Origin of the sequence: Alkalidesulfovibrio alkalitolerans DSM 16529 (genome assembly GCF_000422245.1) — a bacterium.
Classification (GTDB): domain Bacteria; phylum Desulfobacterota; class Desulfovibrionia; order Desulfovibrionales; family Desulfovibrionaceae; genus Alkalidesulfovibrio; species Alkalidesulfovibrio alkalitolerans.
The window spans coordinates 1-24656 of sequence record NZ_ATHI01000012.1; the positions used below are offsets into that span (position 1 = coordinate 1).

General features: G+C 65.4%; 21 protein-coding genes, 4 tRNA genes and 1 pseudogene. 14 read left to right on the plus strand and 12 right to left on the minus strand.

The window, feature by feature from the left end:
* The 3 genes and pseudogenes from DSAT_RS06435 to DSAT_RS06445 all read right to left on the minus strand — a co-directional run.
* Positions 1–284: pseudogene (locus tag DSAT_RS06435) on the minus strand (sialidase family protein); the annotation flags it as partial.
* A gap of 21 nt (positions 285–305) precedes the next feature.
* Entirely contained in the window at positions 306–1217 is a 912-nt protein-coding gene (locus DSAT_RS06440; RefSeq protein ID WP_020886771.1) for a dihydroorotate dehydrogenase, read from the minus strand.
* A gap of 2 nt (positions 1218–1219) precedes the next feature.
* A complete protein-coding gene (locus DSAT_RS06445) occupies positions 1220–1993 on the minus strand; it encodes an iron-sulfur cluster-binding protein (RefSeq protein ID WP_020886772.1) in 774 nt (257 codons plus the stop codon).
* Between the two features lie 77 nt (positions 1994–2070).
* On the opposite strand from DSAT_RS06445, the gene DSAT_RS06450 reads away from it, so the two are divergent.
* The gene (locus DSAT_RS06450) at positions 2071–4194 is read left to right on the plus strand and encodes a peptidase U32 family protein (protein WP_040370943.1); all 2124 of its coding nucleotides are present in this window, start codon (positions 2071–2073) and stop codon (positions 4192–4194) included.
* A gap of 213 nt (positions 4195–4407) precedes the next feature.
* The gene (locus tag DSAT_RS06455; RefSeq protein WP_020886774.1) at positions 4408–4752 is read left to right on the plus strand and encodes a hypothetical protein; all 345 of its coding nucleotides are present in this window, start codon (positions 4408–4410) and stop codon (positions 4750–4752) included.
* 92 nt (positions 4753–4844) lie between these two features.
* On the opposite strand, the gene DSAT_RS06460 is transcribed toward DSAT_RS06455, so the two are convergent.
* Positions 4845–6104, minus strand: a complete 1260-nt coding sequence (locus DSAT_RS06460; protein WP_020886775.1) for an EAL and HDOD domain-containing protein — start codon at positions 6102–6104, stop codon at positions 4845–4847.
* 313 nt (positions 6105–6417) lie between these two features.
* Between DSAT_RS06460 and DSAT_RS06465 the strand changes: the two genes are divergently transcribed.
* The 3 genes from DSAT_RS06465 to DSAT_RS06475 all read left to right on the plus strand — a co-directional run bounded on the left by DSAT_RS06465 (position 6418) and on the right by DSAT_RS06475 (position 11477).
* A complete protein-coding gene (locus DSAT_RS06465) occupies positions 6418–7119 on the plus strand; it encodes a CerR family C-terminal domain-containing protein (RefSeq protein WP_020886776.1) in 702 nt (233 codons plus the stop codon).
* 189 nt (positions 7120–7308) lie between these two features.
* Entirely contained in the window at positions 7309–8364 is a 1056-nt protein-coding gene (locus DSAT_RS06470) for an efflux RND transporter periplasmic adaptor subunit (RefSeq protein WP_020886777.1), read from the plus strand.
* On the plus strand, positions 8361–11477 hold the full coding sequence (locus DSAT_RS06475) for an efflux RND transporter permease subunit (protein ID WP_020886778.1): 3117 nt from the start codon (positions 8361–8363) through the stop codon (positions 11475–11477). The genes DSAT_RS06470 and DSAT_RS06475 overlap by 4 nt, the downstream gene beginning before the upstream one ends.
* Before the next feature lie 250 nt (positions 11478–11727).
* Here the strand turns inward: DSAT_RS06475 and thiC are convergent, their stop codons facing one another.
* From thiC to gpmA, 6 genes are all read right to left on the minus strand, one after another.
* Positions 11728–12987 (minus strand): phosphomethylpyrimidine synthase ThiC, encoded by a 1260-nt coding sequence (thiC, locus tag DSAT_RS06480; RefSeq protein ID WP_020886779.1) that lies wholly within the window; start codon positions 12985–12987, stop codon positions 11728–11730.
* Between the two features lie 79 nt (positions 12988–13066).
* Positions 13067–14191: an HD domain-containing phosphohydrolase gene (locus tag DSAT_RS06485; RefSeq protein WP_152490255.1), complete on the minus strand. Its 1125-nt coding sequence runs from the start codon at positions 14189–14191 to the stop codon at positions 13067–13069.
* Positions 14192–14259: 68 nt separating this feature from the next.
* Positions 14260–15198 (minus strand): AEC family transporter, encoded by a 939-nt coding sequence (locus DSAT_RS06490; protein WP_020886781.1) that lies wholly within the window; start codon positions 15196–15198, stop codon positions 14260–14262.
* A 71-nt stretch (positions 15199–15269) separates the two neighbouring features.
* Entirely contained in the window at positions 15270–16391 is a 1122-nt protein-coding gene (mutY, locus tag DSAT_RS06495) for an A/G-specific adenine glycosylase (protein ID WP_235695928.1), read from the minus strand.
* Positions 16392–16421: 30 nt separating this feature from the next.
* Positions 16422–16814, minus strand: coding sequence for a hypothetical protein (locus tag DSAT_RS06500; protein ID WP_020886783.1), 393 nt, complete (start codon positions 16812–16814; stop codon positions 16422–16424).
* Positions 16815–16951: 137 nt separating this feature from the next.
* A complete protein-coding gene (gene gpmA / locus DSAT_RS06505; protein WP_020886784.1) occupies positions 16952–17695 on the minus strand; it encodes a 2,3-diphosphoglycerate-dependent phosphoglycerate mutase in 744 nt (247 codons plus the stop codon).
* Positions 17696–17995: 300 nt separating this feature from the next.
* On the opposite strand from gpmA, the gene rpmE reads away from it, so the two are divergent.
* From rpmE to lpxC, 5 genes are all read left to right on the plus strand, one after another.
* A complete protein-coding gene (rpmE, locus tag DSAT_RS06510; RefSeq protein WP_020886785.1) occupies positions 17996–18214 on the plus strand; it encodes a 50S ribosomal protein L31 in 219 nt (72 codons plus the stop codon).
* A 23-nt stretch (positions 18215–18237) separates the two neighbouring features.
* Positions 18238–19230, plus strand: coding sequence for a DUF1385 domain-containing protein (locus DSAT_RS06515; RefSeq protein WP_020886786.1), 993 nt, complete (start codon positions 18238–18240; stop codon positions 19228–19230).
* 2 nt (positions 19231–19232) lie between these two features.
* Positions 19233–20306 (plus strand): peptide chain release factor 1, encoded by a 1074-nt coding sequence (prfA, locus tag DSAT_RS06520; protein ID WP_020886787.1) that lies wholly within the window; start codon positions 19233–19235, stop codon positions 20304–20306.
* 16 nt (positions 20307–20322) lie between these two features.
* Positions 20323–21180 carry a peptide chain release factor N(5)-glutamine methyltransferase gene (prmC, locus tag DSAT_RS06525; RefSeq protein WP_020886788.1) on the plus strand — a complete coding sequence of 286 codons (858 nt, stop codon included), beginning with the start codon at positions 20323–20325 and terminating at the stop codon, positions 21178–21180.
* Between the two features lie 132 nt (positions 21181–21312).
* Positions 21313–22233: a UDP-3-O-acyl-N-acetylglucosamine deacetylase gene (gene lpxC / locus DSAT_RS06530; protein ID WP_020886789.1), complete on the plus strand. Its 921-nt coding sequence runs from the start codon at positions 21313–21315 to the stop codon at positions 22231–22233.
* A gap of 176 nt (positions 22234–22409) precedes the next feature.
* On the opposite strand, the gene DSAT_RS06535 is transcribed toward lpxC, so the two are convergent.
* Both DSAT_RS06535 and DSAT_RS14830 read right to left on the minus strand, forming a co-directional pair.
* The gene (locus tag DSAT_RS06535) at positions 22410–22757 is read right to left on the minus strand and encodes a hypothetical protein (RefSeq protein WP_020886790.1); all 348 of its coding nucleotides are present in this window, start codon (positions 22755–22757) and stop codon (positions 22410–22412) included.
* A gap of 74 nt (positions 22758–22831) precedes the next feature.
* On the minus strand, positions 22832–23713 hold the full coding sequence (locus tag DSAT_RS14830) for a hypothetical protein (RefSeq protein WP_020886791.1): 882 nt from the start codon (positions 23711–23713) through the stop codon (positions 22832–22834).
* A gap of 454 nt (positions 23714–24167) precedes the next feature.
* On the opposite strand from DSAT_RS14830, the gene DSAT_RS06550 reads away from it, so the two are divergent.
* The 4 genes from DSAT_RS06550 to DSAT_RS06565 all read left to right on the plus strand — a co-directional run bounded on the left by DSAT_RS06550 (position 24168) and on the right by DSAT_RS06565 (position 24593).
* Positions 24168–24243 (plus strand) — tRNA-Thr (locus DSAT_RS06550).
* Positions 24244–24256: 13 nt separating this feature from the next.
* Positions 24257–24342: transfer RNA gene (locus tag DSAT_RS06555), tRNA-Tyr, on the plus strand.
* Between the two features lie 59 nt (positions 24343–24401).
* Positions 24402–24478, plus strand: a tRNA-Gly gene (locus DSAT_RS06560).
* Between the two features lie 39 nt (positions 24479–24517).
* Positions 24518–24593 (plus strand) — tRNA-Thr (locus tag DSAT_RS06565).
* The last annotated feature ends 63 nt before the right edge of the window (positions 24594–24656 follow it).

A 24656-nucleotide genomic window follows, 5' to 3' on the forward strand; every position in this document is an offset into this window, starting at 1 on the left:
GGGCCGTCGGAGATCACGGCCATGCGTCCATCGGAATGCAGGGAGGGGGGGGGGCAATGCCCGCCGTAGGCGCGCAAGACCCCCTGGGGCTTCCACGTCCGGCCCAGGTCGTCGGAGACGCGCCACAGCAGACGGCGGGAGCGGGGGTGATGACTCTCGGATTCCTGGTACACGGCCACGAGCCGCCCTTCGCCCGCGAAGGCCACGTCGGGAAAGCTCAGATAGGCCCCCGAACGCCGGTCGATGACGACGCGGCGTTCTGCGAGACGGTCTGTACGCGACATGGTTCCTCCCGGTTGCCGGTGTCAGATCGAAAGCGAGCCCCTGTACCCCTCGAACGATTGAAGCGAAAGCTCGCCGCACAGGGCATCGATCTCGTCCACGAGACGAAACGCCGTGTCCGGCCGCAGGAAAGTGGCCGTGCCCACCTGCACGGCGTGCGCGCCCACGAGGATGTACTCCAGCGCATCCTCGGCCGACGCGATGCCGCCGATGCCGATGACCGGCAGGGGCAGGGCGCGGGCGAGCTGCCACACGCAGCGAAGCCCCACGGGCTTGATGGCCGGGCCTGAAAGCCCGCCCACCACGTTGGCCAGGCGCGGCGCGCGTTTGCGCACGTCCACAGCCATGCCGGTCAGGGTGTTGATGGCCGAGAGGATGTCCGCCCCGCCGTCAGCGGCCGCGCGCCCGGCGGCCACGATGTCCGTGACGTTGGGCGAGAGCTTGACGATGACGGGTTTATCGCCCGCGCTGCGCTTGACCGCCTCGGTGACCCGCCTGATCTGCGAGGGGGCCGCGCCGAAGGCCGCCCCGCCCTCCGAGACGTTGGGGCAGGAAACGTTGACTTCGAGCGCGGCCACGCCCTCCTCGCCCGCGAGTCTGGCCGCGAGTTCGCCGAACTCCTCGGCCGCGCAGGCGTAAAGATTGACGATCACGGCCGTCTCGCGCCAGGGCAGGCGCGGCAGCTTGTCGCGCACGAAGATTTCAACCCCGATGTTCTGCAGGCCGATGGCGTTGAGCATGCCCGCCGGGGTCTCGGCGATGCGCGGCATGGGATTGCCCTGCCGGGGCTTGAGCGAAATGCCCTTGACCACCAGCCCGCCGAGCTTCTTCAGGTCGCCGTAGGGCATGAATTCGAGCCCGTAGCCGAAGGTGCCCGAGGCCGTGAGCACGGGATTCTTGAGCGAAAGGCCGCCGAAGGAGACGCGCATGTCCATGGCTACATCTCCTCAGAAAGGTCGTGCGTCCAGAAGACCGGGCCACGCGTGCACGACTGCACGAGGTTGCCCGCCGCATCCTTGACGACGCAGCCAAGACACGCCCCGATGCCGCAGGCCATGCGGTTTTCGAGCGAGACCTGGCAGCGCGCGCCGTGCTTTTCGGCCAGGCGGCGCACGGTGCGTAAAAAGGGCGTGGGGCCGCAAGCCAGGACCAACCCGCCCGAGAACCCGGCCACGCGCTCGTCGAGCAGGGCCACGAAGGCGTCGAGATCGGCCATGGTACGCTGGTAGAAGGTCTCCACCTGGCCGATGCCAGCGAAGGGATCGAGAGGGAAGGCGTCGAGGGGCAGGGTGTGGCCGAGCAGCAGGTGCAGGTTCTCCGGACGGGGGTGGCGCGCGGCGTACCCCCAGAACGGAGCCACGCCAATGCCGCCCGCGAGCAGAAGCGTCGGCTTTTCGCGGTCGGTCGTGAAGCTCGTGCCGAGCGGCCCCCACAAGGCCACCTCGTCGCCCGGCGCGAGTCGGGCCATGCGCTCCGTGCCCCGGCCCGCGCGGCGAACCATGAGCACAAGGCCCGATTCGTCGCACATGGCGATGGAAATGGGCCGCGCCCAGAGCATCTCCAGGCCGAAGGAAACCGGCCGGATCATCACGAACTGCCCCGGCTTCCAGGAGGAAAAGCCGGGATCGTCAAGCGTCAGCAGGTATTGTTCGCCGCCCGAAAGCTCTTTCAGGGCCCGAACGCGCAGCATGCGGCAGGTCTTGTGCTCCATCGTCCTCTCGGATAGGCTCTTTGGCCCTGAACAACGGCCACGAGGAAGTGGCCACGGCCATGCCCGAGCCTCATACAATGAACGATCGCACACCGCAAATCCTGGCTCCCGCCGGAGACGCCGAATCCTTCCTGGCCGCCGTCGCGGCCGGGGCCGACGCCGTCTACGCGGGCCTGAAGCACTTTTCCGCCCGCATGCAGGCGGAAAATTTCGCCACCGCCGAACTCGCCCGGCTCGCCGCCCTGGGCCGCGACAAGGGCGTGCGCACTTACGTGCCCTTGAACGTGCTGCTCAAGCCCGGCGAGGAAGCCCAGGCCGGACGGCTCATCCAGCGTCTGGCGCGCCAGGTGAAGCCCGACGCCCTCATCGTCCAGGATCTCGGCATTCTCGATCTGGCCCGCCAGGCGGGCTTCACGGGCGAGCTGCACCTCTCCACGCTGGCCGCCGTCTCGCACCCGGCCGGACTGCGCACGGCTGAAAAGCTCGGCGCGTCGCGGGTCATTCTGCCGCGCGAGTTCAGCATCGACGAGATCAAGGGCATGGCCGAAGCCTGCCCCGAAGGTCTCGATCTGGAGGTCTTCGTGCACGGCGCGCTGTGCTACGCCGTCTCGGGCCGCTGCTGGTGGTCGAGCTTTCTCGGCGGCAAAAGCGGCCTGCGCGGCCGCTGCGTGCAGCCCTGCCGCCGCCGCTACGCCAAGGGCGCGCCGCCCCGCGCAAAGCCCGGCCGTCCGGGGTTTTCGGGCCGCGCTGGCGCAGAACCCTCGGGCAAGCGCCTCTTCTCGTGTCGCGACCTTTCCTTGGACGTGCTCACGCGGCTGCTCCTGGACGTGCCCAAGGTGCGCTGCTGGAAGATCGAGGGCCGCAAGAAGGGGCCGCACTACGTCTTCCACACCGTGGCCGCCTACAAGGCGCTGCGCGACGGCCAAGGCAGCCCGGAAAGCAAGAAGGCCGCCGAGGATTACCTTGGACTCGCCCTGGGCAGGCCGCGCACGCACTACGCCTTCTTGCCCCAGAAGCCGCATCCCGCGGTCACGCCCGCCGAGGGCACGACCTCCGGCCGTTTCGTGGGCAAGCTTTTGGGCGAACCGGGCGGCGGCGTGGTCCTCTCGCCGCGCGAGCCGCTGCTGCGCGGCGACCGCATTCGCGTCGGGGCCGAGGACGAGCCTGGCCATGCGGTTTTGACCGTCGGCGCGAACGTGCCCAAGAAGGGCCGCTACCACCTGAAGCCGCCCCTGCCGAAAAAGGGCCGCCCGCCCTTCGGCCCGAAAGGAAAGGGCGCGCGCAAGCCGGAGATTGTCACCTTCACGCCCGGCATGCCGGTGCACCTCATCGACCGCCGCGAGCAAGGCCTGATCGCCCTGCTCGCCCCCCTGCGCGCCGCCCTTGAGCGCACCGGGGCCCCAAAACCCGGCCCGGCCGACTTCATGCCGCGCATGCCCCGGACCTTCACGCCCAAGCCCTCGGCGCGTGGCGGCGAGGACCTGGCCGCACAGCGCGGCAGAAGGCTGGACGTGCACCGCAAGGCCCCCTCGGGCCGCCAGCCTGGCGACATCGGACTCTGGCTCAAGCCGTCAAGCCTCGACGATACGCCGCGCGCCATGCAGGCCCGCGTCTGGTGGTGGCTGCCGCCCGTGCTCTGGCCCGAGGAGGAAGCCTGGGCGCTGCGCGTGCTGCGCGCGCTGCGCAACGGCGGTGCGCGCCGCTTCGTGTGCAACGCCCCCTGGCAGGCGGAACTCTTCGCGAACCTGGACGGTCCGGGCAAGCTCCAGCTTTGGGCAGGCCCCTTCTGCAACACGTCCAACGCCTTGGCCGTCGAATCGCTCGCCCGGCTCGGCTTTTCCGGGGCCATCGTCTCGCCCGAGCTGCCGCGCGAGGATCTTCTGGCCCTGCCGCGCCAAAGCCCGCTGCCGCTTGGCGTGGTCGCGGGCGGCATGTGGCCGCTGTGCGTCTCGCGCACCAAGGCTGTGGAGGTGAAAACCGAGGAGGCGTTGCGAAGCCCCATGGGCGAGACGCTGTGGGTGCGCGGCTACGGGCCGCTGTGGTGGGTCTTCCCCGGCTGGCCGCTGGACCTGACCGTGGCCCTCGACGAGCTGCGCGGCGCGGGCTACGGCCTGTTCGTGCACCTGCACGAGCAAAAGCCGCGCGCCGTGCCGACCGCCTCCCGGACCTCGACCTTCAACCTCGACCTGCAGCTTCTTTAGGGGGCGCGAGAGGGGCTTCGCACGCGCCTTGCCGAGGATTCCAGTCTCTGCCGGGCGCCCCTCGTCTTGACGTGGGGATGGGGAACGTATTAGTGTGTATAGCTATGATAATGTATTGGCGGCATTGATGTACGCCCTGTTTCGGCCGTATGTCCAACGACACCACGCCATGTCGTTTTCAATTGGCGAATCAGCATTTTCGGAGAATTCGTCGTGATTACCTGGCCTTCCAACAGCACTCTGCCCGATATCGTCATCACGCCGCTGAAGGAAGGCTTCTACATCGTCTGCCCCGAAGGGAGGCACTGCGAAGGTCCGTTTCCGTCCCTGCGCGAGGCGGAGGCGGCCCTGGATTCGATGCTTGAAATACTTCACGGCCTGCTCAAGGGGGAAGCCGGGGAGGAATACATGGCGATCATCAGGCGGGCGGTCTCCGAAGGACTCGAAAAATATCTGACCACGCTGCACGAGAACGAGCGTTCGCGGCTCCATTCGGAGTTGTTCAAGAGATACAAGGTATTGACCGATGGAGTCACTGAGAACGAAGCGGGGGCGTGACGCGACGGTTCCACATCTCCCGCGCCATTCTCGGCCCGACCGCCGGGCCTGCCGCAGAGCGGCCCCAGGCGATCCAAAATCCTGACGCCCGGTCAGCTTCCCGGCCTGAATCCGAAAAACGAATTGGCCCACAAAAGCGAGTCGTAGTAGCAGCGGGCCACCACCAGCGGATCGAGCCGAAGCTCCTGCATGTCCGCGTCCAGTTTTTCCCAGTTGCCGTTCTCGAAGCAGCGCGCCAGATCCAGCCAGGGCGCGTAGCGCGATTCGTGACCGCACAGGGCGTTCTTGATTTCCGTCTCCAGCGGTACGTTGTCCAGGACGTCGGCCATGGGCATATCCAGCAGCGCGTCCAGCAGCGAGAAGAGGCCGAGCAGGAAGAGCCCGCCCGCATCGCATCCTGGAGCCGTGTGGCCGATGCAGGTCTTCTCCAGGAATTTTCCCCTGATGGCGGAGATGAAAACGAGCTCGGGCGATTTGCCGTGCGGAACCATGTCCGTGAGAATGATCAGCCTGAGCCAGTTGCGCACAGTGGTCCATCCCAGGATGACCACGGCCTGCTTGATGGAGTGGATCTTCTGCGGAAATGAGAAGGCCGCGGAGTTGAGATAGGCCAGCAACCGGTAGCTGATGGAGACGTCCGTCTGTACCATGGCCGCGAGCTCGTTGAAATCGGGCTCCGTGCGTTCGAGCAGTCTGAAAAGATTGAGCCGCGACACCTCGTTCGAGGAGAGCTTGCGACCCGGAATGTTGACTGGTTTCTGGAAGAAGAACCCCTGGTAGAGGTCCACGCCTATGGCGGAAAGCTCCGCGTAGTGTTCGCGGTCCTCCACGCGCTTGGCCAGAACCTTGCCGGGAAACTCTCGGGCGGCAGCCATCATTCGCTTCATGTCGAAACTGTCGAGGGATAACGCGTCCAGGATGAAGATGTCTGTTTTGCGATAGAGGTCCTTGAACGAGGGCTGGGCGCTGAAACCGTCGAGAGCGAGCATGTAGCCCTCGGCCCTGAGGTGTTGCAGGGCCGACAGGAGTTCGTCCGTCAGAACGTCCGGCTCGTGCAGCTTGACCACCGTGAGCCCGGAGGGCAGGGCCAGGGGAACCTCTTCGAGCAGCGCCTGCTCGGTGAAGGTCAGCAACACGCGCGAGGCGTCGTGACTGTCGCGCATCTGCCCGCCGAAGGCGCTCGCCGCGACGTCGAGGGTCGCTAGGTGGCTGTCCGCTATGTTCGCGGACTCGGCCTCCAGGCTGTCGCGGTAGAAGAACTCGTACCCCCACAGCGACTCGGCGCGCGTGAAGACCGGCTGTCTGGCGAAAAAAGTCCGCGTGTACAATTCCCGATCCGTCTTTTGCGCCATATGAAGAACTCCATGCCGTGCGCTGGCTGGTTGTGGTCAGGCGCCCTGTGGCCTTTTTTGGTCTTTGGGACCTACTGGACCTCTTTTCGGAAAGCCATAGCACAACTTTAGGGTCGTGGAAACGCCATGACGTGCGTTTAGACTTGTACGTGTCTTTCTGTAAGCCCCCGGCGGAACGTCGAAGGGTTCCATCGCGTTTTGAGCGCGTTCCGAGCTGTGGAGGGGTTTGAATCCACAGCAGAACCGTCTGGAATACCTTGACACTGCGTTAAACGAATGTTTAATGTGTTTGCGCAAAGACATGGAGGATCAGGTGTCCAGGGGAAAAGCGAAAGACACGCGACAGCGTATCATCGAGGCCGCCGGGCGGATATTCGCGGAGAGCGGCTTCCATAAAGCCACGGTGCGGGGCATATGCGGCCGAGCCGGGGTGAATGTGGCCCTTGTGGCCTATCACTTCGGAGGCAAGGAAGGGTTGTACAGGGAAGTTCTGGCCCATGCCCTGAACGAATCCTTGAGTCGTTTCCCGCCGGACATGGGCGACCTCCGGCAGACGCCTGAGGAACGCCTGCACGCCTTCGTGCGCGCGCAGATGGAGCGCATCGCGGGCGTCGATCGCCGCACCTGGGGCGAGCGCCTCCTGCGGCGCGAGTTCTTCGAAACCAACCCGGCCATGGAAGATCTCGTGCGTGAGGCCATCAAGCCCATGGCCGAGCGACTGGGAGAGACCGTGGGAGAGCTCTTGGACCTGCCACCCGATGACGAGGCAGTGACGCGCTGCTGTCTGTCCGTCGTGGGGCAGTGCCTGCACCATTACCTTGCCGCGCCGACCATCGGCGTCTTGTACCCCAACTTGTGCTACGACAAGGAAAACATCGACAGCCTTGCCGAACACATCACCCGGTTTTCCCTTGGCGGCATCAAGGAGGCGCGCGACCGGCTCGTCGCGGCCGCTGCCCCGGGAGGACGCGAAGGGCCCGCCGCGCGGCCGCAAGCCGCCGCGCTCGGGTCGTGAGACAATACCCGTATGAGCAGACGAATCGGCTTTGTTCTTCGCGTCGCGGTGCTGCTTGGCGCAGGCGCTCTTCTTTTTACGTGGCTTGGCCCCGATCTTCGCGATGCCCCCCGCGCACCCGCGCAGGAGCAGGCTCCCGGTTCAACCGCGTCGTCCGCGAGAGCCGCTCCGTCTCCGAGGGGGAGCAGGGTGCCCGTGACCACGGCCCTGGTCCGGCAAGGTGATTTCCCCATTGAGCTTCGTGCCGTGGGAGCGGTCGAGGCCAGCGCCACGGTCAACGTCAAGTCCATCATCGGTGGCGAACTGGTGGGCGTGCATTTCGAGGAAGGCCAGGACGTCGGGAAGGGGCAGCTTCTCTTCACCATCGACCCCAGGCCCCACGAGGCGGCCCTGCGCGAGGCCAAGGCGAGGCTCGATCGCAACGCCGCCTTGCTGCACAAGGCGGAGGAAGACTACCGCCGCTATGAGGAACTGCTTTCGCAGGGCATCGTCAGCCGCGAGCAGTTCGACCAGATTTTTTCCACCCTGGCCTCGCTCAAGGCCTCGGTGCGCGCGGACGAGGCCAGCGTGGAGAGCGCTCGCGTGCAACTCGACTACGCTTTCATCCATGCGCCCATTGCCGGACGCGCCGGACGGCTGCGCGCGCACAAGGGCAACATAATCAAGGCCAATGCCGACGATCCCCTGGTGGATGTCGTGGCCATGGAGCCGGTGCACGTGAGCTTCGCCGTGCCCGAGGAGCGCTTGGCCGAGGTGTTGCGCGCCATGCGAACGGGCGAGGTGTCGGTAATTGCCCTGCCTGCGGCGCGAGGGGCGTCTCCCGAGGTGGGGCGGCTTTTCTTCGTGGATAACCTCGTTGACCGCCAGACTGGCACCATCACCCTCAAGGCCGAGTTCAGGAACGAGAACCGCATGCTCTGGCCCGGCCAGTTTGCGAGCGTCTCCGTCCGCCTGGGAGAGGTGCGCGACGCCCTCATCGCCCCGGCCAGGGCCGTGCAGACCGGACTGGACAACCAGTACGTCTGGGTGGTGGACGCGTCTGGAGTCGCCCAGATCAAGACCGTGGTCACGGGGTTGTCGTCCGAGAACGAGACGGTCCTCGTCTCGGGCGTTTCGGTAGGCGAACGTGTTGTCACCGACGGCCAGTTGCGCCTGACGCCGGGCGCGGCCGTGGACGTCCGGGACGAAGCGCCCGCGCCTGATTTCGCTCCAGAGCCCGGCGCTTCGGCCGGGAGCGCCTCGTGAACATTTCCGCGCCCTTCATCCGTCGTCCGGTCATGACCACGCTGGTCATGGCGGCCATGCTGCTGTTTGGCGTCATGGCCTATTTCAAGCTGCCGGTCTCCGACCTGCCCACGGTCGATTTTCCGACCATCGAGGTGCGCGCCAGCCTGACGGGCGCAAGCCCGGAGACCATGGCCGCGAGCGTGGCCACGCCGCTGGAGCGCGAATTCTCGACCATCGCCGGCATTGATTCCATGAGTTCGGCGAGCGTGCTCGGCTCCACCAGCATCACCATCCAGTTCAGCCTGGAGCGCGACATCGACGCCGCTGCCCAGGACGTGCAATCGGCCATCTCCAAGGCGCTTCGCCGCCTGCCCGCGGAGATGACCACGCCGCCGTCCCTGCGCAAGGTCAACCCGGCCGATTCGCCCATCCTCTACCTGACCCTGGCCTCGACCACACTGCCGCTGTCCACGGTCACGGAGTACGCCGATACGATCATCGGCCAACGGCTGTCCATGGTCTCGGGCGTGGCCCAGGTGAACGTCTTTGGCGCGCGCAAATACGCCGTGCGCGTGCAACTCGATCCCAAGGCCCTGGCCTCGCGGGGGTTGGGCATCGACGAGGTGGCCGAGGCGGTCTCGCGCGGCAACGTGAACCTGCCCACGGGCACCATCTCCGGCGATCACACGGCCTACAACATCAAGTCGTCGGGCAAGTTGCAGCAGGCCGCCGACTTCAGGCCGCTCATCGTGGCCTGGAAGGGCGGCTCGCCCGTGCGCCTGGAGCAGCTTGGCCGGGTTCTCGACAGCGTGGAGAACGACAAGGCCGCCCTGTGGCGCGTGGACGATCCGGCCGTGATCCTGGCCATCCAGCGCCAGCCCGGGGCCAACACCGTGGCCGTGGTGGACGACGTTCTCGACCTGCTGCCTGGATTTCGCCAGCAGCTTCCGCCCGGCCTCGAACTGTCCGTGCTCTACGACCGCTCCGAGTCCATCCGCCACTCCGTGCACGACGTGAAGTTCACCCTCGTGCTCACCGTGTGCCTGGTGGTCCTGGTCATCTTCCTTTTCCTGCGCAACCTCCGGGCCACGATCATCCCGAGCCTCGCCCTGCCCATCTCGATCATCGCCACCTTCGCGGTCATGCATCTCATGGGCTACTCGCTGGACAACCTTTCGCTCATGGCCATGACCCTGGCCGTGGGCTTCGTGGTGGACGACGCCATCGTCATGCTGGAGAACATCATCCGCCACCGGGAGATGGGCAAGCCGAGCCTTGCGGCTGCCCTGGACGGCTCGGAGGAGATCGCCTTCACCATCGTTTCCATGACCATCTCGCTCGCGGCCGTGTTCATCCCGGTGATGTTCATGGGCGGCGTGGTGGGCCGCCTGTTCGAGGAGTTCGGCGTGGTGATCATGGTCTCGGTGCTCTTCTCGGGCGTGGTCTCGCTCACGCTCACGCCCATGCTCTGCGCCCGCTTCCTGGGCGAGGGCGGCCACGCGCCCGCCACGCAAGGGCGTCTGTATCGAGCCTCGGAGCGCGTTTTCGAAGCCATGCTGGGCATCTACCGCCGTTCGCTGGCCTACTGCATGCGCCGCCACGTGCTGACCTTCACGGCCTCGATCGCCGTTCTCATAGCCACGGTGGCGCTTTTTCAACACATGCCCAAGGGCTTTTTGCCCAGCCAGGACACAGGCATGATCTGGGCCACCACCGAGGCCGCCCAGGGCACCTCCTTTGACGACATGATCCGCTACCAGCGATCGCTGCACGGATTTCTCAAGGACGACCCGGCCGTGGAATCCTTCATGTCCGTGGTTGGCGCGGGTGGACCAAACCGCACCGGCAACACCGGCCGCTTGAGCATCAAACTCAAGCCCTACGACCAACGCACCGAAAGCGCCGACGAGGTGGTGGCCAGGCTTCGGCCCGTGCTCAACTCGGTGCCCGGCATCCAGACGTTCCTGCGCAATCCGCCCATGATCAACATCGGCGGACGCAGCACCCGCAGCGTTTATCAGTTCACCCTGCAAAACCCCGACTCACGCGAGCTGTACCACTACGCCGCGCTGCTCGCGGAGCGCCTCAAGGATTCGCGCCTCATACAGGACGTGGCATCGGACGTTCAGTTGTCCAACCCCGAGATCAGGGTGGACATCAGGCGCGACCGCGCCGCGGCGCTGGGCATCTCGCCCCGGCAGATCGAGCAGGCCCTGCAGAGCGCCTTCGGGTCGCGCCAAGTCTCCACGATCTACACCGACACTAACGACTACCAGGTCATCGTGGAGCTTTTGCCCGAATACCAGCGCGACATCTCCGCGTTGTCCATGCTCTACGTCCGCTCGAACGAAGGCAATCTCGTGCCACTGGACGCCCTGGCCGAACTCGGCAAGGGCGTGGGGCCGGTGGTTATCAACCACAGCGGCCAGCTTCCCTCGGCCACCATCTCCTTCAACCTTAGGCCGGGTGTGGCCCTTTCGCAGGCCGTGGCCGAGGTCCAGGCCGAGGCGCGCGCGCTTTTGCCCGACACCTTCAGCACCGGCTTCGAGGGCACGGCCCAGGCGTTCCAGGCCTCCACGCGCGGCCTTCTGGTCATGCTGGCCCTGGCCGTGGCCATCATCTACATCGTGCTCGGCATCCTCTACGAGAGTTTCATCCACCCCATCACGATCCTCTCGGGCCTGCCCTCGGCGGCCTTCGGCGCGCTCGTCACCCTGTGGCTGTTCGACGTGGACCTGAACATCTACGGATTCGTGGGCATCATGATGCTCGTGGGCATCGTCAAGAAGAACGCGATCATGATGATCGACTTCGCGCTCGATGCGCAGCGACGGGAGAACAAGCGCCCGGCCGAGGCCATCTACGAGGGCTGCCTGATACGTTTTCGGCCGATCATGATGACCACCATGGCCGCGCTCATGGGCGCGCTGCCCATCGCCCTGGCCTACGGCGCGGACGGCGAGGCCCGCCAGCCCCTGGGACTGGCCGTGGTCGGCGGCTTGCTCTTCTCGCAGCTCATCACGCTCTACATTACGCCTGTCTACTACATGTATCTGGATCGGCTGACGAAATGGCTGGGCTTCAAGCCCGAGGCCGCGAGCGAAACGGCGCAGTCCAAGGCCGGAGCCTGATTCAGCCCCGCACGTCCAGTAAAATGCCAGAGGCCCGCGCGAGCGGGCCTCTTTGTTGGTAAACTTCTTTTTCAGGCTGCCGATGATTTCAGCCTCGCAGGCTGCCGATGCTCCAACCGCGCAGGCCGGTCAAAAAGTTCCAGATGCAAGGCGCAAGAAAAGTTCAAGGCCGACGCGTATTGGAAATACGCGAGGATTTGAACTTTTCGCAGCAACGCAGCAGATAGGGCTTTTTCACCGGCCTGACCTGTCAGAGCATTTTCATGGCGCAGTACTTGCCGCACATGGCGCATTCTTTCTCGTGGGCGTGCTCCTTGCGGCGGGAGCGGACCATGTCCGGGTCCAGGGCGTTTTGCGCCATGCCGTCCCAGTCCAGGGCCTTGCGCGCCTTGGACATGGCCAGGTCGCGAGCCACGGCGTGGGGGCGTCCAAGCGCCGCCTCGCCGGATTGCGCGGCCACGCGCGAGGCCAGAACGCCCTGGCGCACGTCGTCCAGGCAGGGCAGGGTCAGGTGCTCGGCCGGGGTCAGGTAGCACAGGAAATCCACGCCGTGCATCACGCCGATGGCGCCACCGATGGCCCCGGCGATGTGGTCGTACCCGGCCGCGCAGTCCGTGACCAGGGGGCCGAGCACGTAGAGCGGGGCATGGTTGGTCAGCCGCTTGGCCATCTGGATCTGCCCGGCCACCAGATGCAAGGGCACGTGCCCAGGCCCCTCGATCATCACCTGCACGCCCGCGCGAAGCGCCCTGGCCTGCAACTCGCCGAGCACGGCAACCTCCTCCCACTGCGCGGCGTCGCCCGCGTCCACGCCCGCGCCGGGGCGAAGCCCGTCGCCCAGCGAGAGCGTCAGGTTGAACTCGCGGGAGATGTCCAGGATGTCGTCGTAGCGGGTGTAGAGCGGGTTTTCGCGGCCGTTTTCGCGCATCCAGCGGCCCAGAAGCGCGCCCCCGCGCGAGACCACGCCGCACACGCGCGAGCCCGCGAGATCCACGGCCTTGCGGGTCACGCCGCAGTGTACGGTCATGAAGTCCACGCCCTGCCGCGCCTGCTTGGCTATCTCGTCGATGATGGCGTCGGCGTCCATCCCGGCCGGGTCCTCGCCCGCCTCGATGCTTTTTTGCGCGGCCGCGTAGACCGGCACGGTGCCAAGCGGCAACGGCGTGGCGGCGAGCATGGAGAGGCGGATGGCGTCCAGGTCTCCGGCAGTGGAGAGGTCCATGACCGCGTCGGCCCCGGCGCGCTCGGCCTCGGCCAGCTTGGCCGCTTCGAGCGCGGGGTCGTTCAGGAGTTTGGAGGTGCCGATGTTGGCGTTGACCTTGACCCGCGCGGGCTGGCCGATGAGCGTGGGGCGCACGTTCGCGTGGCCGGGGTTGGCCAGGAGCACCATGCGGCCGGCCCTGATGCCGTCCAGTATCTGGGATTTGTCCAGCCCCTCGGCCTGGGCGAGATCGGTCAGGTGGGCGTCGAGGAGATTGGCAAGCGCTTGGTTTTGATCGAGTATATCCATGAGGTACCTTCCTTGTGCATTCAGTCAGGAGGGTGGTCATACCTCCTGGCGCGCGGAAGGGCAACGGTGAAGAATCGATTCAGGCGGGCAGAGGTTCGTCGCGGAAGGCGTCCTTGATGGCCAGGATGTCGTCGAGGTTGGCGAAAAAAAGGTCGAGAATTTCGGGATCGAAGTGACTTGCGCGTCCTTTGCGCATGATGTCGAGGGAAGAATCCACGGAGAAGGGTTCCTTGTAGGGCCTTCGCGAGGTCAGGGCGTCGAAGACGTCGGCTACGGCGCAAATGCGGCCGTAGAGCGGAATACCTGTGCCGGAAAGGCCACCGGGATAGCCCGAGCCGTCCCATTTTTCGTGATGAGAAAGGGCGATGATCGCTCCGGCCTGCAAAAGTTCGGAGGCGGATTGCCCGAGGATGCGCGCGCCGATGCTGGCGTGGCGTTGCATGATGGGCCATTCTTCCGCCGTGAGCTTGCCGGGCTTGAGCAGGATGGCGTCGGGCACGCCGATCTTGCCCACGTCGTGCATGGGGGCGGCGTGCAGCAAAAGCTCCGCCTCGTCGCGCGAGAGTCCGAGCCTGCTTCCGAGCAGGGAGCACATCTTACCGATGCGGATGATGTGCTGGGCGGTCTCCTCGTCCTTGAACTCGGCCGCGCTGCACAGGCAGTGGATGGCGTCTTGGTAGGCGGTGACGGTGCTTTTGCGCTGCTCGCGCAGGTTGTCCAGGGCCAGTTCCAGGGCCTGGGTGCGCACCCGCACCATTTCTTCGAGGTCGTCTTGGTAACGACGCACCGCGTCGCGCGATTCTTTCATCTTGAGCAGCGAGGCCGTGCGCACCCTGACCTCCATGAGGTCGATGGGCTTGGCGATGAAATCGTTGGCCCCGGCCTCCACGGCCTTCAGCCTGTCTTCGCGGCTGCTCAGGGTGGTGACGATGATGACAGGCAATTCGGCGAAGCGCTTGTCCGCCCGGATGGCGCGGCAGCAGGCCAATCCGTCCATGCGCGGCATCATCACGTCGAGCATTACCAAGTCGATGGATTCGTTGAGAAGATCGAGGGCTTCCTGGCCGGACTCGGCCTGCACGACGTCGTGCCCGAGGTTGGCGAGCATGCCATGCAGGAGCTTGCGGTTCAGGCGGTCGTCGTCCACGACCAGGACGCGCTTTTGCCGCATGGAGGCGGACATGGCTGGAAGCTGTTCGCGCATTTGATGTTTTTTATACGATTTACTGAGGTTTTCAAGGGGCCGTGGTGGCGGGTCCGGTTCAAAGTCGCTCAGGGCAGCCCTGGGAACAGCGTCGCGAGAAGAATCAGGATCAGGGGCATGGTCAGGGCGGCCGCGGCCGTCTGAGCGGTGATGATCCCAGCCATGAGCACGTGGTCGCCGCCCATTTGGCGCGCCAGGATGAAGGACGAGACCGAGACCGGGACGGCCGTGAAGATCACGGCCACGGCCATGGCTTCGCCCTCGACGCCGAACAGGCTGCACAAGAGGGCCGTGAGAAGGGGGAGGACGAGCAGCTTCACGGCCGAGGAAACGGCCGTGGGGCGAAGACTTCGGACCACCGAGCGCGGCGAGAGTCCCGCGCCCACGGCGAGCAGACCCAGCGGCAGCGAGGCGTTGCCGAGCACGCGCAGCGTTTCGGCCGCGATTTGGGGCAAGGCGAGCCCGCTCTGGTTCAGGGCGAATCCGGCCACGCAGGAGAGGATGAGCGGGTTCTTGGCCAACTCCAGCAGGACAGAAACCTTCGCGGGGCCGCCGATGCGCTGTCCCCATCGGCCGAGCGAGGCCACGCAGAGCAGGTTGACGAGCGGGATGAGGGTCATGAGCGCCACGGCCGAGAGCGAGAGCCCGGATGGGCCGAGCAGGGCCGCCGCGGCCGAGAGGCCTACGTAGGTGTTGGGGCGGATGGCCCCCTGCACCACGGAGGTGAAGGCCGCGCCGTCCGGGGCCGCGCGGCGGCGAATCATGAGCAGCAGGGCGAAGACCGCGAGCACGGCCAGGACCAGGGCCACGGTCATGCGCCACAGTTCGCCGCCGGGCGCGTCCAGGCGCGAGAGCCGGTCCACGAGCAGCGCGGGGAAGAGTACGTAGTAGGTCAGTCGTTCGGCCATGGGCCAGAAGCCGGGCGCAGGAAAATCGCGGCGCGAAAGGACGTGGCCGAGCACGATGAGGGCGAAGACGGGCGCGAGCGCGGCGAAGACCGTGATCATGGCATCTCCGGAAAAATGGCGCGGTAAACAAGACCCTCTGTGCTCCCGCGCGCGCCGCGCGTCAAGACGGCTCAGCGCATGGGATCGAGGAGGAGTCCGCCACGGTTTTGGCCGACGAGTTGGTCGATGAGCTTTCTGTGTCCGGCCGGGAAGGCCAGGCCCGAGAGTTCGGCCAGGGTGGCGAAGCGGCCTTCCTGGGCCGCGTGCAGCGCGGGCTCGGCCGCGTCGTTCAGGTCGCGCAGGGCGAAGCAATGCAGGGCCACGCGGTAGCGGGTGTAGCCGTGGCGCACCACGGCCAGCTTGGCCGTGATCGCCACGTCAAGGTCCGTCTCCTCGCGGAACTCGCGCACCACGGCCTGTTCGGGCGTCTCGCCCGACTCCACCGTGCCGCCCGGAAATTCCCACAGCCCGGCCCACACGCCCGTTTCCGGGCGCTTCTGGATGAAGACGCGGCCCTCGCGCACGAGCAGGCCCGAGGCCACGTCCATGGGGATGTAGTCCACGGCCTTGGCGGGCACGGGTCGCTCGAACACGAGGTCCAGGCGGTAGGCCTCGCACTGGCCGCTGAGCGGGCATTCGGAGCAGCGCGGCCGCTTGGGCAGGCAGACGAGCGCGCCAAGCTCCATGAGTGCCTGGTTCCACTCGCGCGCCTTCCCGCGCGGCACCAGGGCGGCGGCCGTCTCCAGGATGAAGGCCCGGGTGCGCGCCTCCCTGACCGGCATGTCCAGGTCGAAGAGCCGGGCGAAGACGCGTTCCACGTTGGCGTCCACGGCGGTCACGTCGCGCGCGAAGGCGATGGAGGCCACGGCCCCGGCCGTGTATGGGCCGATGCCTGGCAGGGCTTGCAGGGTCTTGGGGTCGTGGGGCAGGGCGCCGCCGTGCGCGGCCACGACCCGTCGCGCGCAGGCCAAAAGATTTTTAGCGCGCGAGTAGTAGCCCAGGCCTTCCCAGAGCTTGAGCACCTCCTCCTCGCTTGCGGCGGCAAGGCTCGCCATGTCGGGAAAGCGCGCCACGAAGCGCTGGAAATAGCCCACGGCCCGCTCCATCTGGGTCTGCTGGAGCATGATCTCCGAGAGCCAGACCTGGTAGGGATCGTAGCTTTCGCGCCAGGGCAGGGGCCTGGCGTTTTCGGCGAACCAGCAAAGCAGCGCCTCGCGCAGCGAGGCCATGGCCGAGGGGCTTGGCGCGTTCATGGTTCTTTCGGCCGGGGCGGCCGGGACTCCTCAGCCCACGCGGCGGACGGTCAGCGGGATGGCGTGCAGCGCGGCGTTGACGGTCCGGGTCTGGCCAAGGGTGAAGGCCGCTTCCGCGCCCTCGCCGTGGATCATGGCCATGGCCTCGCGGGCGAGCTTGGCCACGCCGATCACGGGATGGCGCGAAAAAACCTGGGGCAGGCCGTAGGTCAGGCTACACTTGAGGCACTTGCCGGGCCGCTGCGTGAGACGGAATTCGAAGCGCAGGTCGCCGTTACTCGCCCCGAGATAGGCCAGCGAGATGTCGTAGGAGCCTTCCTCGGCGTCGCCGAACAGCGCCTCGAAAAACGCGTCGGCGCGGTCGGCCGGGAACAGGCGGGCCAGGGCGTCGGGCGTGAAGGCGGCGCTTGGGTCGTTGGACATGAAGGCTCTCCGGGATGTCGGTTTTCGGGCGGGGATCGCCCGCGAAGGGCTTATGTTGAACATGATGCCCGGCCTGTCAAGGCCGCGTCCGCCCGCCTTTGCCGCAACGCCGCAGATGGGCCGTTTTGAACGGCCTGCTAAGCCTTGCCTTGGGCGGCCACCGCCGCCTGGGCCTTGGCCACGGCCTCGGGATCGCCGAGATAGAAGCTCTTGAGCGGCTTCAGGTTCGCGTCCAGTTCGTAGACCAGAGGCACGCCCGTGGGGATGTTCAGCTCCACGATGTCTTCGTCTGAGATGCCATCCAGGTATTTGACCAGGCCGCGCAGGGAGTTGCCGTGCGCACAGACGAGAAGACGCTTGCCCTCCTTGATCTCGGGAGCCATGACCTCGTGCCAGTAGGGCATGGTCCGCGCGATGGTGAGCTTGAGGCTCTCGGTGAGAGGCAACTCCTTGGGCGAGAGGGTGGCGTAGCGCCGGTCGTGGCCGGGGAAGCGTTGATCGTCGCCGGTCAGTTCCGGGGGCGGGATATCGTAGCTGCGCCGCCAGATTTTGACCTGCGCTTCGCCATATTCCTTGGCCGTCTCGGCCTTGTTTAGGCCCTGTAGCGCCCCGTAATGGCGCTCGTTCAGCCTCCAGGTGCGGTGCACGGGCAGCCACATGCGGTCCATCACGTCCATGACGATCCACAGGGTGCGCACCGCCCGCTTGAGGACCGAGGTGTGGCAGACGTCGAAGTCGTATCCGCCGTCACGCAACAACTCGCCCGAGGTCCGCGCCTCGGCCATGCCCTGCTCTGTCAGGTCCACGTCGGTCCAGCCGGTGAAGCGGTTCTCCAGGTTCCAGGTGCTCTGTCCATGGCGCAGAAGGACGAGGGTGTGCATGGCGTCTCCATGTTCTTTAATTGATAACGAGGTGCGGCTGCGGTGGGGCGACCAGCCATGACACAACAGCAAAAAGATGCTCCCGGGTCAAGTCGCGGTCCGTACGGCCGAGTTTGGCTCCAGTCTGAATGGCGGGGGCCCCGGCCTTTCGTAGCAACATCGCGCTCGGCGCTTGGCAACGCCGGGCCGCCGGGGTATGGAGGGCGGGTGAAGGCACGGCGAGAATTTTCGCTTGCCAAGCCTGGAAAGCGGCGTTATATGCCTGTGCTTCCGTTTTCTCCCCAAGGAGGAGTGTACGCAATGAAAGCTGATATCCATCCGAAGGTGTTCAAAGCCACCTTCCGTTGCAACTGCGGCTTCGAGGCCCAGATCTTCTCGGCCAAGGGCGAGCAGGTCCAGGTCGAAATCTGCTCCCAGTGCCACCCGTTCTTCACGGGCAAGCAGAAATTCATCGACACCGCGGGCCGCATCGACCGCTTCAACAAGAAGTACGCCAAGTTCCAAGCGGACGGGAAGTAGCCTTCCCGCGTCGTGGAGGATTCTTGCGCAACCTGACGCCGTATCTCGCCGCCGCCCAGCATGTGGGCGGCCAGGCGGTCATGGAAGGGGTGATGATGCGCCGGGGCGACCGGCTGGCCATCGCCGTGCGCAAGCCCGACGGCTCCATCCTCGTGGAGGAGCGTCCCTGGTTCTCGCTGGTGCGCGCCGAATGGGCCAAACGGCCCTTCGTGCGCGGCTTTCCCGTGCTCGTCGAGACCATGGTCAACGGCATCAAGGCGCTCAATTTCTCCGCCCAGCAGGCCATTGAAGGCGAGGGCGAGGAAGAGCTTTCCCCGCTTGCCCTGGCCGGGACCGTCGCTCTGGCCTTCGGTCTGGCCCTGGCCTTGTTCGTGGTCCTGCCGCACGTGGTGACCCTCGGGCTACAGTGGCTCGGGCTGTCCGGCGGAGTGGAGAGTCTGGCCTTTCATGCCTGGGACGGGCTGTTCAAGCTTCTGATCTTCGTCCTCTACATCTACGGCATCTCTTTCGTGCCGGATATCAAGCGCGTCTTCCAGTATCACGGCGCCGAGCACAAGACCATCTGGGCCTTCGAGCAGGGGCTTCCGCTGGACTGCTCCAGCGCACGCGGAGCAAGCCGCCTGCATCCGCGCTGCGGCACCACCTTCATGCTCTTTGTGCTTTCGCTGTCCATCGTGCTGTACGCCGTGCTCGTGCCCGCGCTTCTGCTCATCTGGACCCCCGAGGGCAGCGTGCTCAAGCAGACCTACATCATCCTGCTCAAGCTCGTGCTCATGGTTCCGGTGAGCTGTCTGGCCTACGAGATGATCCGCGTGGCGGGCAAGTATCCGCATCTTTCCGTGTGCCGCTGGCTTTCCGTGCCCGGCATGCTCATGCAGCGCCTGACCACCTACGAGCCCGACGATTCTCAGATCGAAGTGGCCATCGCGGCCCTCAACGGCGCGCTCGGCAACGCGCGGGGCGAGACCGAGATCGGCATCGATCCCGACGCGGCCGCCTGTCCGGCCAAGGACTGACCATGTTCGCGAAGCTTGAGAGCCTGGAACGCAAGTTCGAGGATCTGGAGCGCGATCTGGCCGCTCCGGAGGCATTCAACGATCAGGAGCGCTACCGCAAGCTCACCAAGGCGCATGCCGACCTCGGCGAGATCGTGGGGGCCTATCGCGAGCACCGCAGGCTGACGCGCGAGCTGGCCGAGAACAAGGAGATGCTGGGCGACTCCGATCCCGAGATCAAGGAGATGGCCAAGGCCGAGATCGCGGCCATCAACGCTCGATTGACCGAGGTCGAGCAAGAGTTGCGCGTTCTGCTTCTGCCCAAGGACCCCATGGACGAGAAGAACATCATTCTCGAAATCCGGGCGGGCACCGGCGGCGAGGAGGCGGCGCTCTTCGCGGGCAATCTCTTCCGCATGTATGCGCGCTTCGCAGAGCGCAAGGGCTGGAAGCTCGAAATCCTCTCGGCCCACGAGATGGGCACGCACGGCTTCAAGGAGATCGTGGCCTCCATCTCGGGCGACAAGATTTACTCCAAGCTTAAGTACGAGTCAGGCACGCATCGCGTGCAGCGCGTGCCCGAGACCGAGTCGCAGGGCCGCATCCACACTTCCGCCGTGACCGTGGCCATCCTGGCCGAGGCCGAGGAGGTGGACGTGCATATCGATCCGGGCGATCTGCGCATCGACACCTACCGGGCCAGCGGCGCGGGCGGCCAGCACGTGAACAAGACCGACTCGGCCATCCGCATCACCCACATCCCCACGGGCGTGGTCGTGGCATGCCAGGACGAGAAGTCGCAGCACAAGAACAAGGCCAAGGCCATGAAGATGCTGCGCTCCAAGCTCTACGACGCCATGGCGGGCGCGGCGAAGGCCGAGGAGGACGAGGCGCGGCGCTCCCAGGTGGGCACCGGCGACCGCTCGGGCCGCATCCGCACCTACAATTTCCCTCAGGGCCGCGTCACCGATCACCGCATCGGCCTGACCCTCTATTCCCTCGATCGCTTCATGGAAGGCGAGATCGACGAGATGGTCGAGGCGCTCATCGCCCACAACCAGGCCGAGGCCCTGAAGCTTCAGGCCGAATCGGCCTGATCCGGCCGTCCTGCCCATGCCCGTGGAAACCGTGCGCACGGTCCTGGCCAAGGCCGAGACTTGGTTTGCGGACAAGGGCGTGGATTCTCCCCGTCTCTCCGCGCAATTGCTGCTCGCCCGGGCCCTTGGCCGCGAACGTCTGCCCATGCTGCTCGACGCCGATAGGCCCCTGGCCCCGGCCGAGCTTGACGCTTTTCGGGCGCTGGCGCGCCGCCGCGCCGCGGGCGAGCCCGTGGCCTACATCCTGGGCGAGAAGGAATTCTACGGCCTGACCTTCGCGGTCAATGACTCGGTGCTCGTGCCCAGGCCTGAAACCGAAGGCATCGTGGACGCGGCGCGCGAGGCTTTCGCGGCGGAGGACGCCTTTTCCTTCGCCGACTTGGGCACGGGGAGCGGCTGCCTGGCCGTGACCTTGGCCGTGCAGTTCCCCGGCGCCCACGGGCTGGCCGTGGACATTTCGGCAGATGCCCTGGCCCTGGCCCGGCAAAACGCCGCCCGCCACGGGGTCAATGGGCGGCTGCGCTTTGTCGAGGCGGATTTCGCGCGCCTCCCGGCCGAGGACGGCTCGTTCGCCCTGGTCGTGGCCAATCCGCCCTACGTGAGCGAGCCGGAATACGCGGAGTTGAGCCCGGAGGTGGCGGATTTCGAGCCGCGCGGCGCACTCGTCTCCGGCCCGGACGGGCTCGACGCGGTGCGCGGCCTTCTGCCCGAGGCGCTGCGAGTGCTCGCACCTGGCGGACTGCTGCTCATGGAGATCGGCTTTGGGCAGGGCGCTGCGGCCTCGGATCTGGCGCGCGCGGCGGGCTTCGATGCGGTCGGCGTGCTGCGCGACCTGGCCGGACACGCGCGCACGATCACGGCGCGCAAAAACTAAACGGGTGTTGCAAAAATTCCACGATGTGCAGCATTGCTACAGTCCATGAGGCTTTTTTTCGTGCCCTAGGGCAATGATTTCAGCCTGTTGTCAGTAGGCACGGAATTTGCTCAAAGGCGCTCCGGAGGGAGCATGCGCCAAACCACAATCCGCAAGTCCATAAGCTGCTCGGGCATCGGCCTGCACAGCGGCAAGAAGGTTCACCTATCCCTGCGTCCGGCTCCCGAAGACGCGGGCGTTTTGTTTTGCGTCCGCGACGAGGACGGCAGCCGTTTTCTCAAGCCCGCGCCCGACGCCGTGCGCTCCACCCGGCTGGCCACGACCCTGGCCCGGGGCAAGGACGCCATCGCCACGGTCGAGCACATCCTGGCCGCCGTGCGCGGCATGGGCATCGACAACATCCGCATCGAGGTCCAGGGCGGTGAACTGCCCATCATGGACGGCAGCGCCGCGCCCTTCGTCTATCTGCTGCGTCTGGCCGGCCTTCAGGAGCAAGGGCGTGCACGCCGCGTTCTGGCCCTGAAGAAGCCCGTCGAGTTCGTGCGCGACGGCAAGTGGATCAAGGCCGCGCCGCACCAAGGGTTCGCGGTCGATTACGCCATCGAGTTCCCGCATCCGCTTATCGGCCGCCAGCAGCTTTCCTTCGACTGCACGCCCGAGAGCTTCGCACGCAACGTTGCCAAGGCGCGCACCTTCGGCTTCCTGCACGAGGTCGAGATGCTGCGGCAAAACGGCTTGGCGCTTGGCGGCTCGCTGGAGAACGCCGTGGTGCTCGACGAATACGGCGTGCTCAACGACGACGGGCTGCGCTACAAGGACGAGTTCGTGCGCCACAAGGTGCTCGACTTCGTGGGCGACATGGCCATGGCCGAACTGCCGCTGTGGGGGCGTTTCGAGGTCTTCGCCTCTGGGCATGCCCTGAACAACGAGTTCCTGCGCCACATCACGGACAACGCGGACGAGTATCTGTGCGAGATGCATCTGTCCGGCGTCGGCGTGGCCGCGCACGACGCGCCGCTTCGCCCGGCCGTGGCCGAGGCCGCCATCGCCTGACGCGCGCCTCATCGCATCCTGATCAACTTTCCGACCGCCCGGCCCTGCCGGGCGGTTTTGCTTTACGCCCCGAATGCCCCGCAAACCCCACGACCTCGCCAGCCATCGCGAAGCCGCTCGCGTGTGTTTCAGCCCGACGGGGACGGTGTTTGGCAGGGCTAGGCGCGGCGCTACTGCTACTGAACGTCCTCGGTGTAGCCCCTGAAGTATGCATATGCCCACCCGCAGCTTGCAAAGAAGAAAATCAGGTAGCAATGGAATATCGTCGATAGGTAGTTGTAATTTATGCCATCGGCACGGAAGATGAATAGCGATACATATAATAGTAGCGATCTTGATATCACAAGCATCACGTAATTCATGCCTAAGAAGAAGTCGAGGTATATGTATCCAATCTTTTTCCTTTGTCCTTTACTCGCTTTTAACACAAGAATGAGAATTGTTTCCACAAAGTAGGCAACAATGGCTGCATAGTTCGCAACTGTTATGATATTCTTCGGCTTGCTTAGAATTTCTTCCAACATGTGATCTCACAAGAGGGCAGGCAGCAACGCAGCAACAAGTGTATTAGCCCGCAAACGGCTGCCTGCCCCTCGGTCTATCGAGTTTTGATGAGGCTACCTCTGCCGATTCTAGCCAGATTATTCCCGATTTCTCTCATTTCGTCAGGAAGAGTCTGGAAATCTTTGTATCCTTCAGGGATTTTTCTGAGTCCGTCTGCGGCAGTGGCTGCGGCGCCAAGCGCCTTGCCGATCCTGGGCGCCTTGCCCAGTATCTTGCCGGTCGCTCCGATGGTGGCGCTCGTCGCGATGTCCCGCGCGATCCTTTTACCCGCAAACCCCACGACCTCGCCAGCCATCGCAAAACCCTTGGCCGCGCCCTCGTGCAGGTTCTCGTTGCCGGTCAGTTCTTCCCAGGCGCGCGAGGTTGCCTGCCCGATGCCGCGCCCCGCGCGGTCGATGAAGCCACGGACGCCGGTGCGGTCGTTCGCCCGCTCCCTGCCGGGCCGGGCTGCGACCGCCTGGTCTCCGGCCGCGCTCGCCGGTTTGCCGAGGGCTTCGGCGTCGGCTTGATGGTGGGCGTGACGTGCGGCCAATGCGGTTTCACGGTGCGGGGAGTGCCGCGCCTCGATGCCCTGGTTGTGGCTCGGCATGCCGGGATTCGGCGGTGTGCTCGTCCGGCTCGCCGGGCGAAGCCCAAGGGCTTTGCAAAACGCGGATTCGTGCTCGGGCTTCACGCGCCCTTGCTCATACAGCCGGATTAGCATCTCCCGGTTGCCGAAGATCACGCCCATGATTTCCTGGTTGGAGAACGGCTCGTCCTTCAGGTGTTCCAAGAGCGCGGGGGCATCGGGAAGATGATCGCGGGCCGCATCGGCGAACACTTCCTTTAAATAGTGCTCCGTGCTCAGCGCCTGGGCGGCGTGGCGCTGGGGCGGGCGGGGCGCGGTCCGGCGATCGCGCGTCGATTCGGATGACATGTGGACCTCTCTGGTTTCTCGGGGGTGAGCGTTTTCGGCCGACTTCGCCCCATTGGCGAAATCGTGCGTGATGCGTCAACGCCCCGGACGGATGTGCTTGTGAGAGGTGCTCCGTGCGTGCGTCGTCCACCGAAGGTGGTAGCTGCGAACAGAACATAGCATGCCTGTATGTGCTCGTCAATAATTGGTGGTGTTGCGAGGCGCATTGTCTTGAGGTGACGGCGGAACCCTGGAAAAGAGAAAGGGGAAAATCCAAAGTGGAAAGAGGGCTAGTGGGATAGCTGAATCGAGGCGCAAAAAATGCTTGCCTTTCTTTCGGCGGAAGCGTAATGCCCCTCTTTCCGGCAAGCGGACTTGGTCCGCGCCGGAGCGCTGGACGATGCGGCCCTCGCCGAGCGAAGCGTATCCGCTTGACACAGTGTGGCGGATGTGTAACGAAGTTCGGCTCGCGAGGGCTGGCGTAGCTCAATTGGCAGAGCAGCTGATTTGTAATCAGCCGGTTGCGGGTTCGAGTCCCATCGCCAGCTCCAGCTCTTTCTCACTGGTGGGGTTCCCGAGTGGCCAAAGGGAACAGACTGTAAATCTGTCGGCGTGAGCCTTCGGAGGTTCAAATCCTCCCCCCACCACCATATTTCTGGCATTCGTTGTAGAAGGCAGGTATCTCTGCCGTCTGGACTACGGTGAAGCTGCGGGAATAGCTCAATTGGCTAGAGCATCAGCCTTCCAAGCTGAGGGTTGCGGGTTCGAGTCCCGTTTCCCGCTCCACCCGCGACCGCAAGACGGGAGCCCCTGCCGCAGAGACATGCCCACGTAGCTCAGGAGGTAGAGCACTTCCTTGGTAAGGAAGAGGTCACCGGTTCAAATCCGGTCGTGGGCTCCACATTTCGGGAACATTTGAATACTCAAGACCAAGGGGACGCACCATGGGCAAGGCGAAATTCGA

Excerpts from the sequence above, each read along its gene's own strand:
- DSAT_RS06445 (WP_020886772.1), bottom strand. The coding sequence starts at position 1,993 with ATGGAGCACAAGACCTGCCGCATGCTGCGCGTTCGGGCCCTGAAAGAG.
- gpmA (WP_020886784.1), bottom strand. The coding sequence starts at position 17,695 with ATGCACACCCTCGTCCTTCTGCGCCATGGACAGAGCACCTGGAACCTG.
- DSAT_RS06500 (WP_020886783.1), bottom strand. The coding sequence starts at position 16,814 with ATGTCCAACGACCCAAGCGCCGCCTTCACGCCCGACGCCCTGGCCCGC.
- prmC (WP_020886788.1), top strand. The coding sequence starts at position 20,323 with ATGCCCGTGGAAACCGTGCGCACGGTCCTGGCCAAGGCCGAGACTTGG.
- rpmE (WP_020886785.1), top strand. The coding sequence starts at position 17,996 with ATGAAAGCTGATATCCATCCGAAGGTGTTCAAAGCCACCTTCCGTTGC.
- lpxC (WP_020886789.1), top strand. The coding sequence starts at position 21,313 with ATGCGCCAAACCACAATCCGCAAGTCCATAAGCTGCTCGGGCATCGGC.
- prfA (WP_020886787.1), top strand. The coding sequence starts at position 19,233 with ATGTTCGCGAAGCTTGAGAGCCTGGAACGCAAGTTCGAGGATCTGGAG.
- DSAT_RS06440 (WP_020886771.1), bottom strand. The coding sequence starts at position 1,217 with ATGGACATGCGCGTCTCCTTCGGCGGCCTTTCGCTCAAGAATCCCGTG.
- thiC (WP_020886779.1), bottom strand. The coding sequence starts at position 12,987 with ATGGATATACTCGATCAAAACCAAGCGCTTGCCAATCTCCTCGACGCC.
- DSAT_RS06485 (WP_152490255.1), bottom strand. The coding sequence starts at position 14,191 with ATGCGCGAACAGCTTCCAGCCATGTCCGCCTCCATGCGGCAAAAGCGC.
- mutY (WP_235695928.1), bottom strand. The coding sequence starts at position 16,391 with ATGAACGCGCCAAGCCCCTCGGCCATGGCCTCGCTGCGCGAGGCGCTG.
- DSAT_RS06460 (WP_020886775.1), bottom strand. The coding sequence starts at position 6,104 with ATGGCGCAAAAGACGGATCGGGAATTGTACACGCGGACTTTTTTCGCC.
- DSAT_RS06535 (WP_020886790.1), bottom strand. The coding sequence starts at position 22,757 with ATGTTGGAAGAAATTCTAAGCAAGCCGAAGAATATCATAACAGTTGCG.
- DSAT_RS06450 (WP_040370943.1), top strand. The coding sequence starts at position 2,071 with ATGAACGATCGCACACCGCAAATCCTGGCTCCCGCCGGAGACGCCGAA.
- DSAT_RS06490 (WP_020886781.1), bottom strand. The coding sequence starts at position 15,198 with ATGATCACGGTCTTCGCCGCGCTCGCGCCCGTCTTCGCCCTCATCGTG.
- DSAT_RS14830 (WP_020886791.1), bottom strand. The coding sequence starts at position 23,713 with ATGTCATCCGAATCGACGCGCGATCGCCGGACCGCGCCCCGCCCGCCC.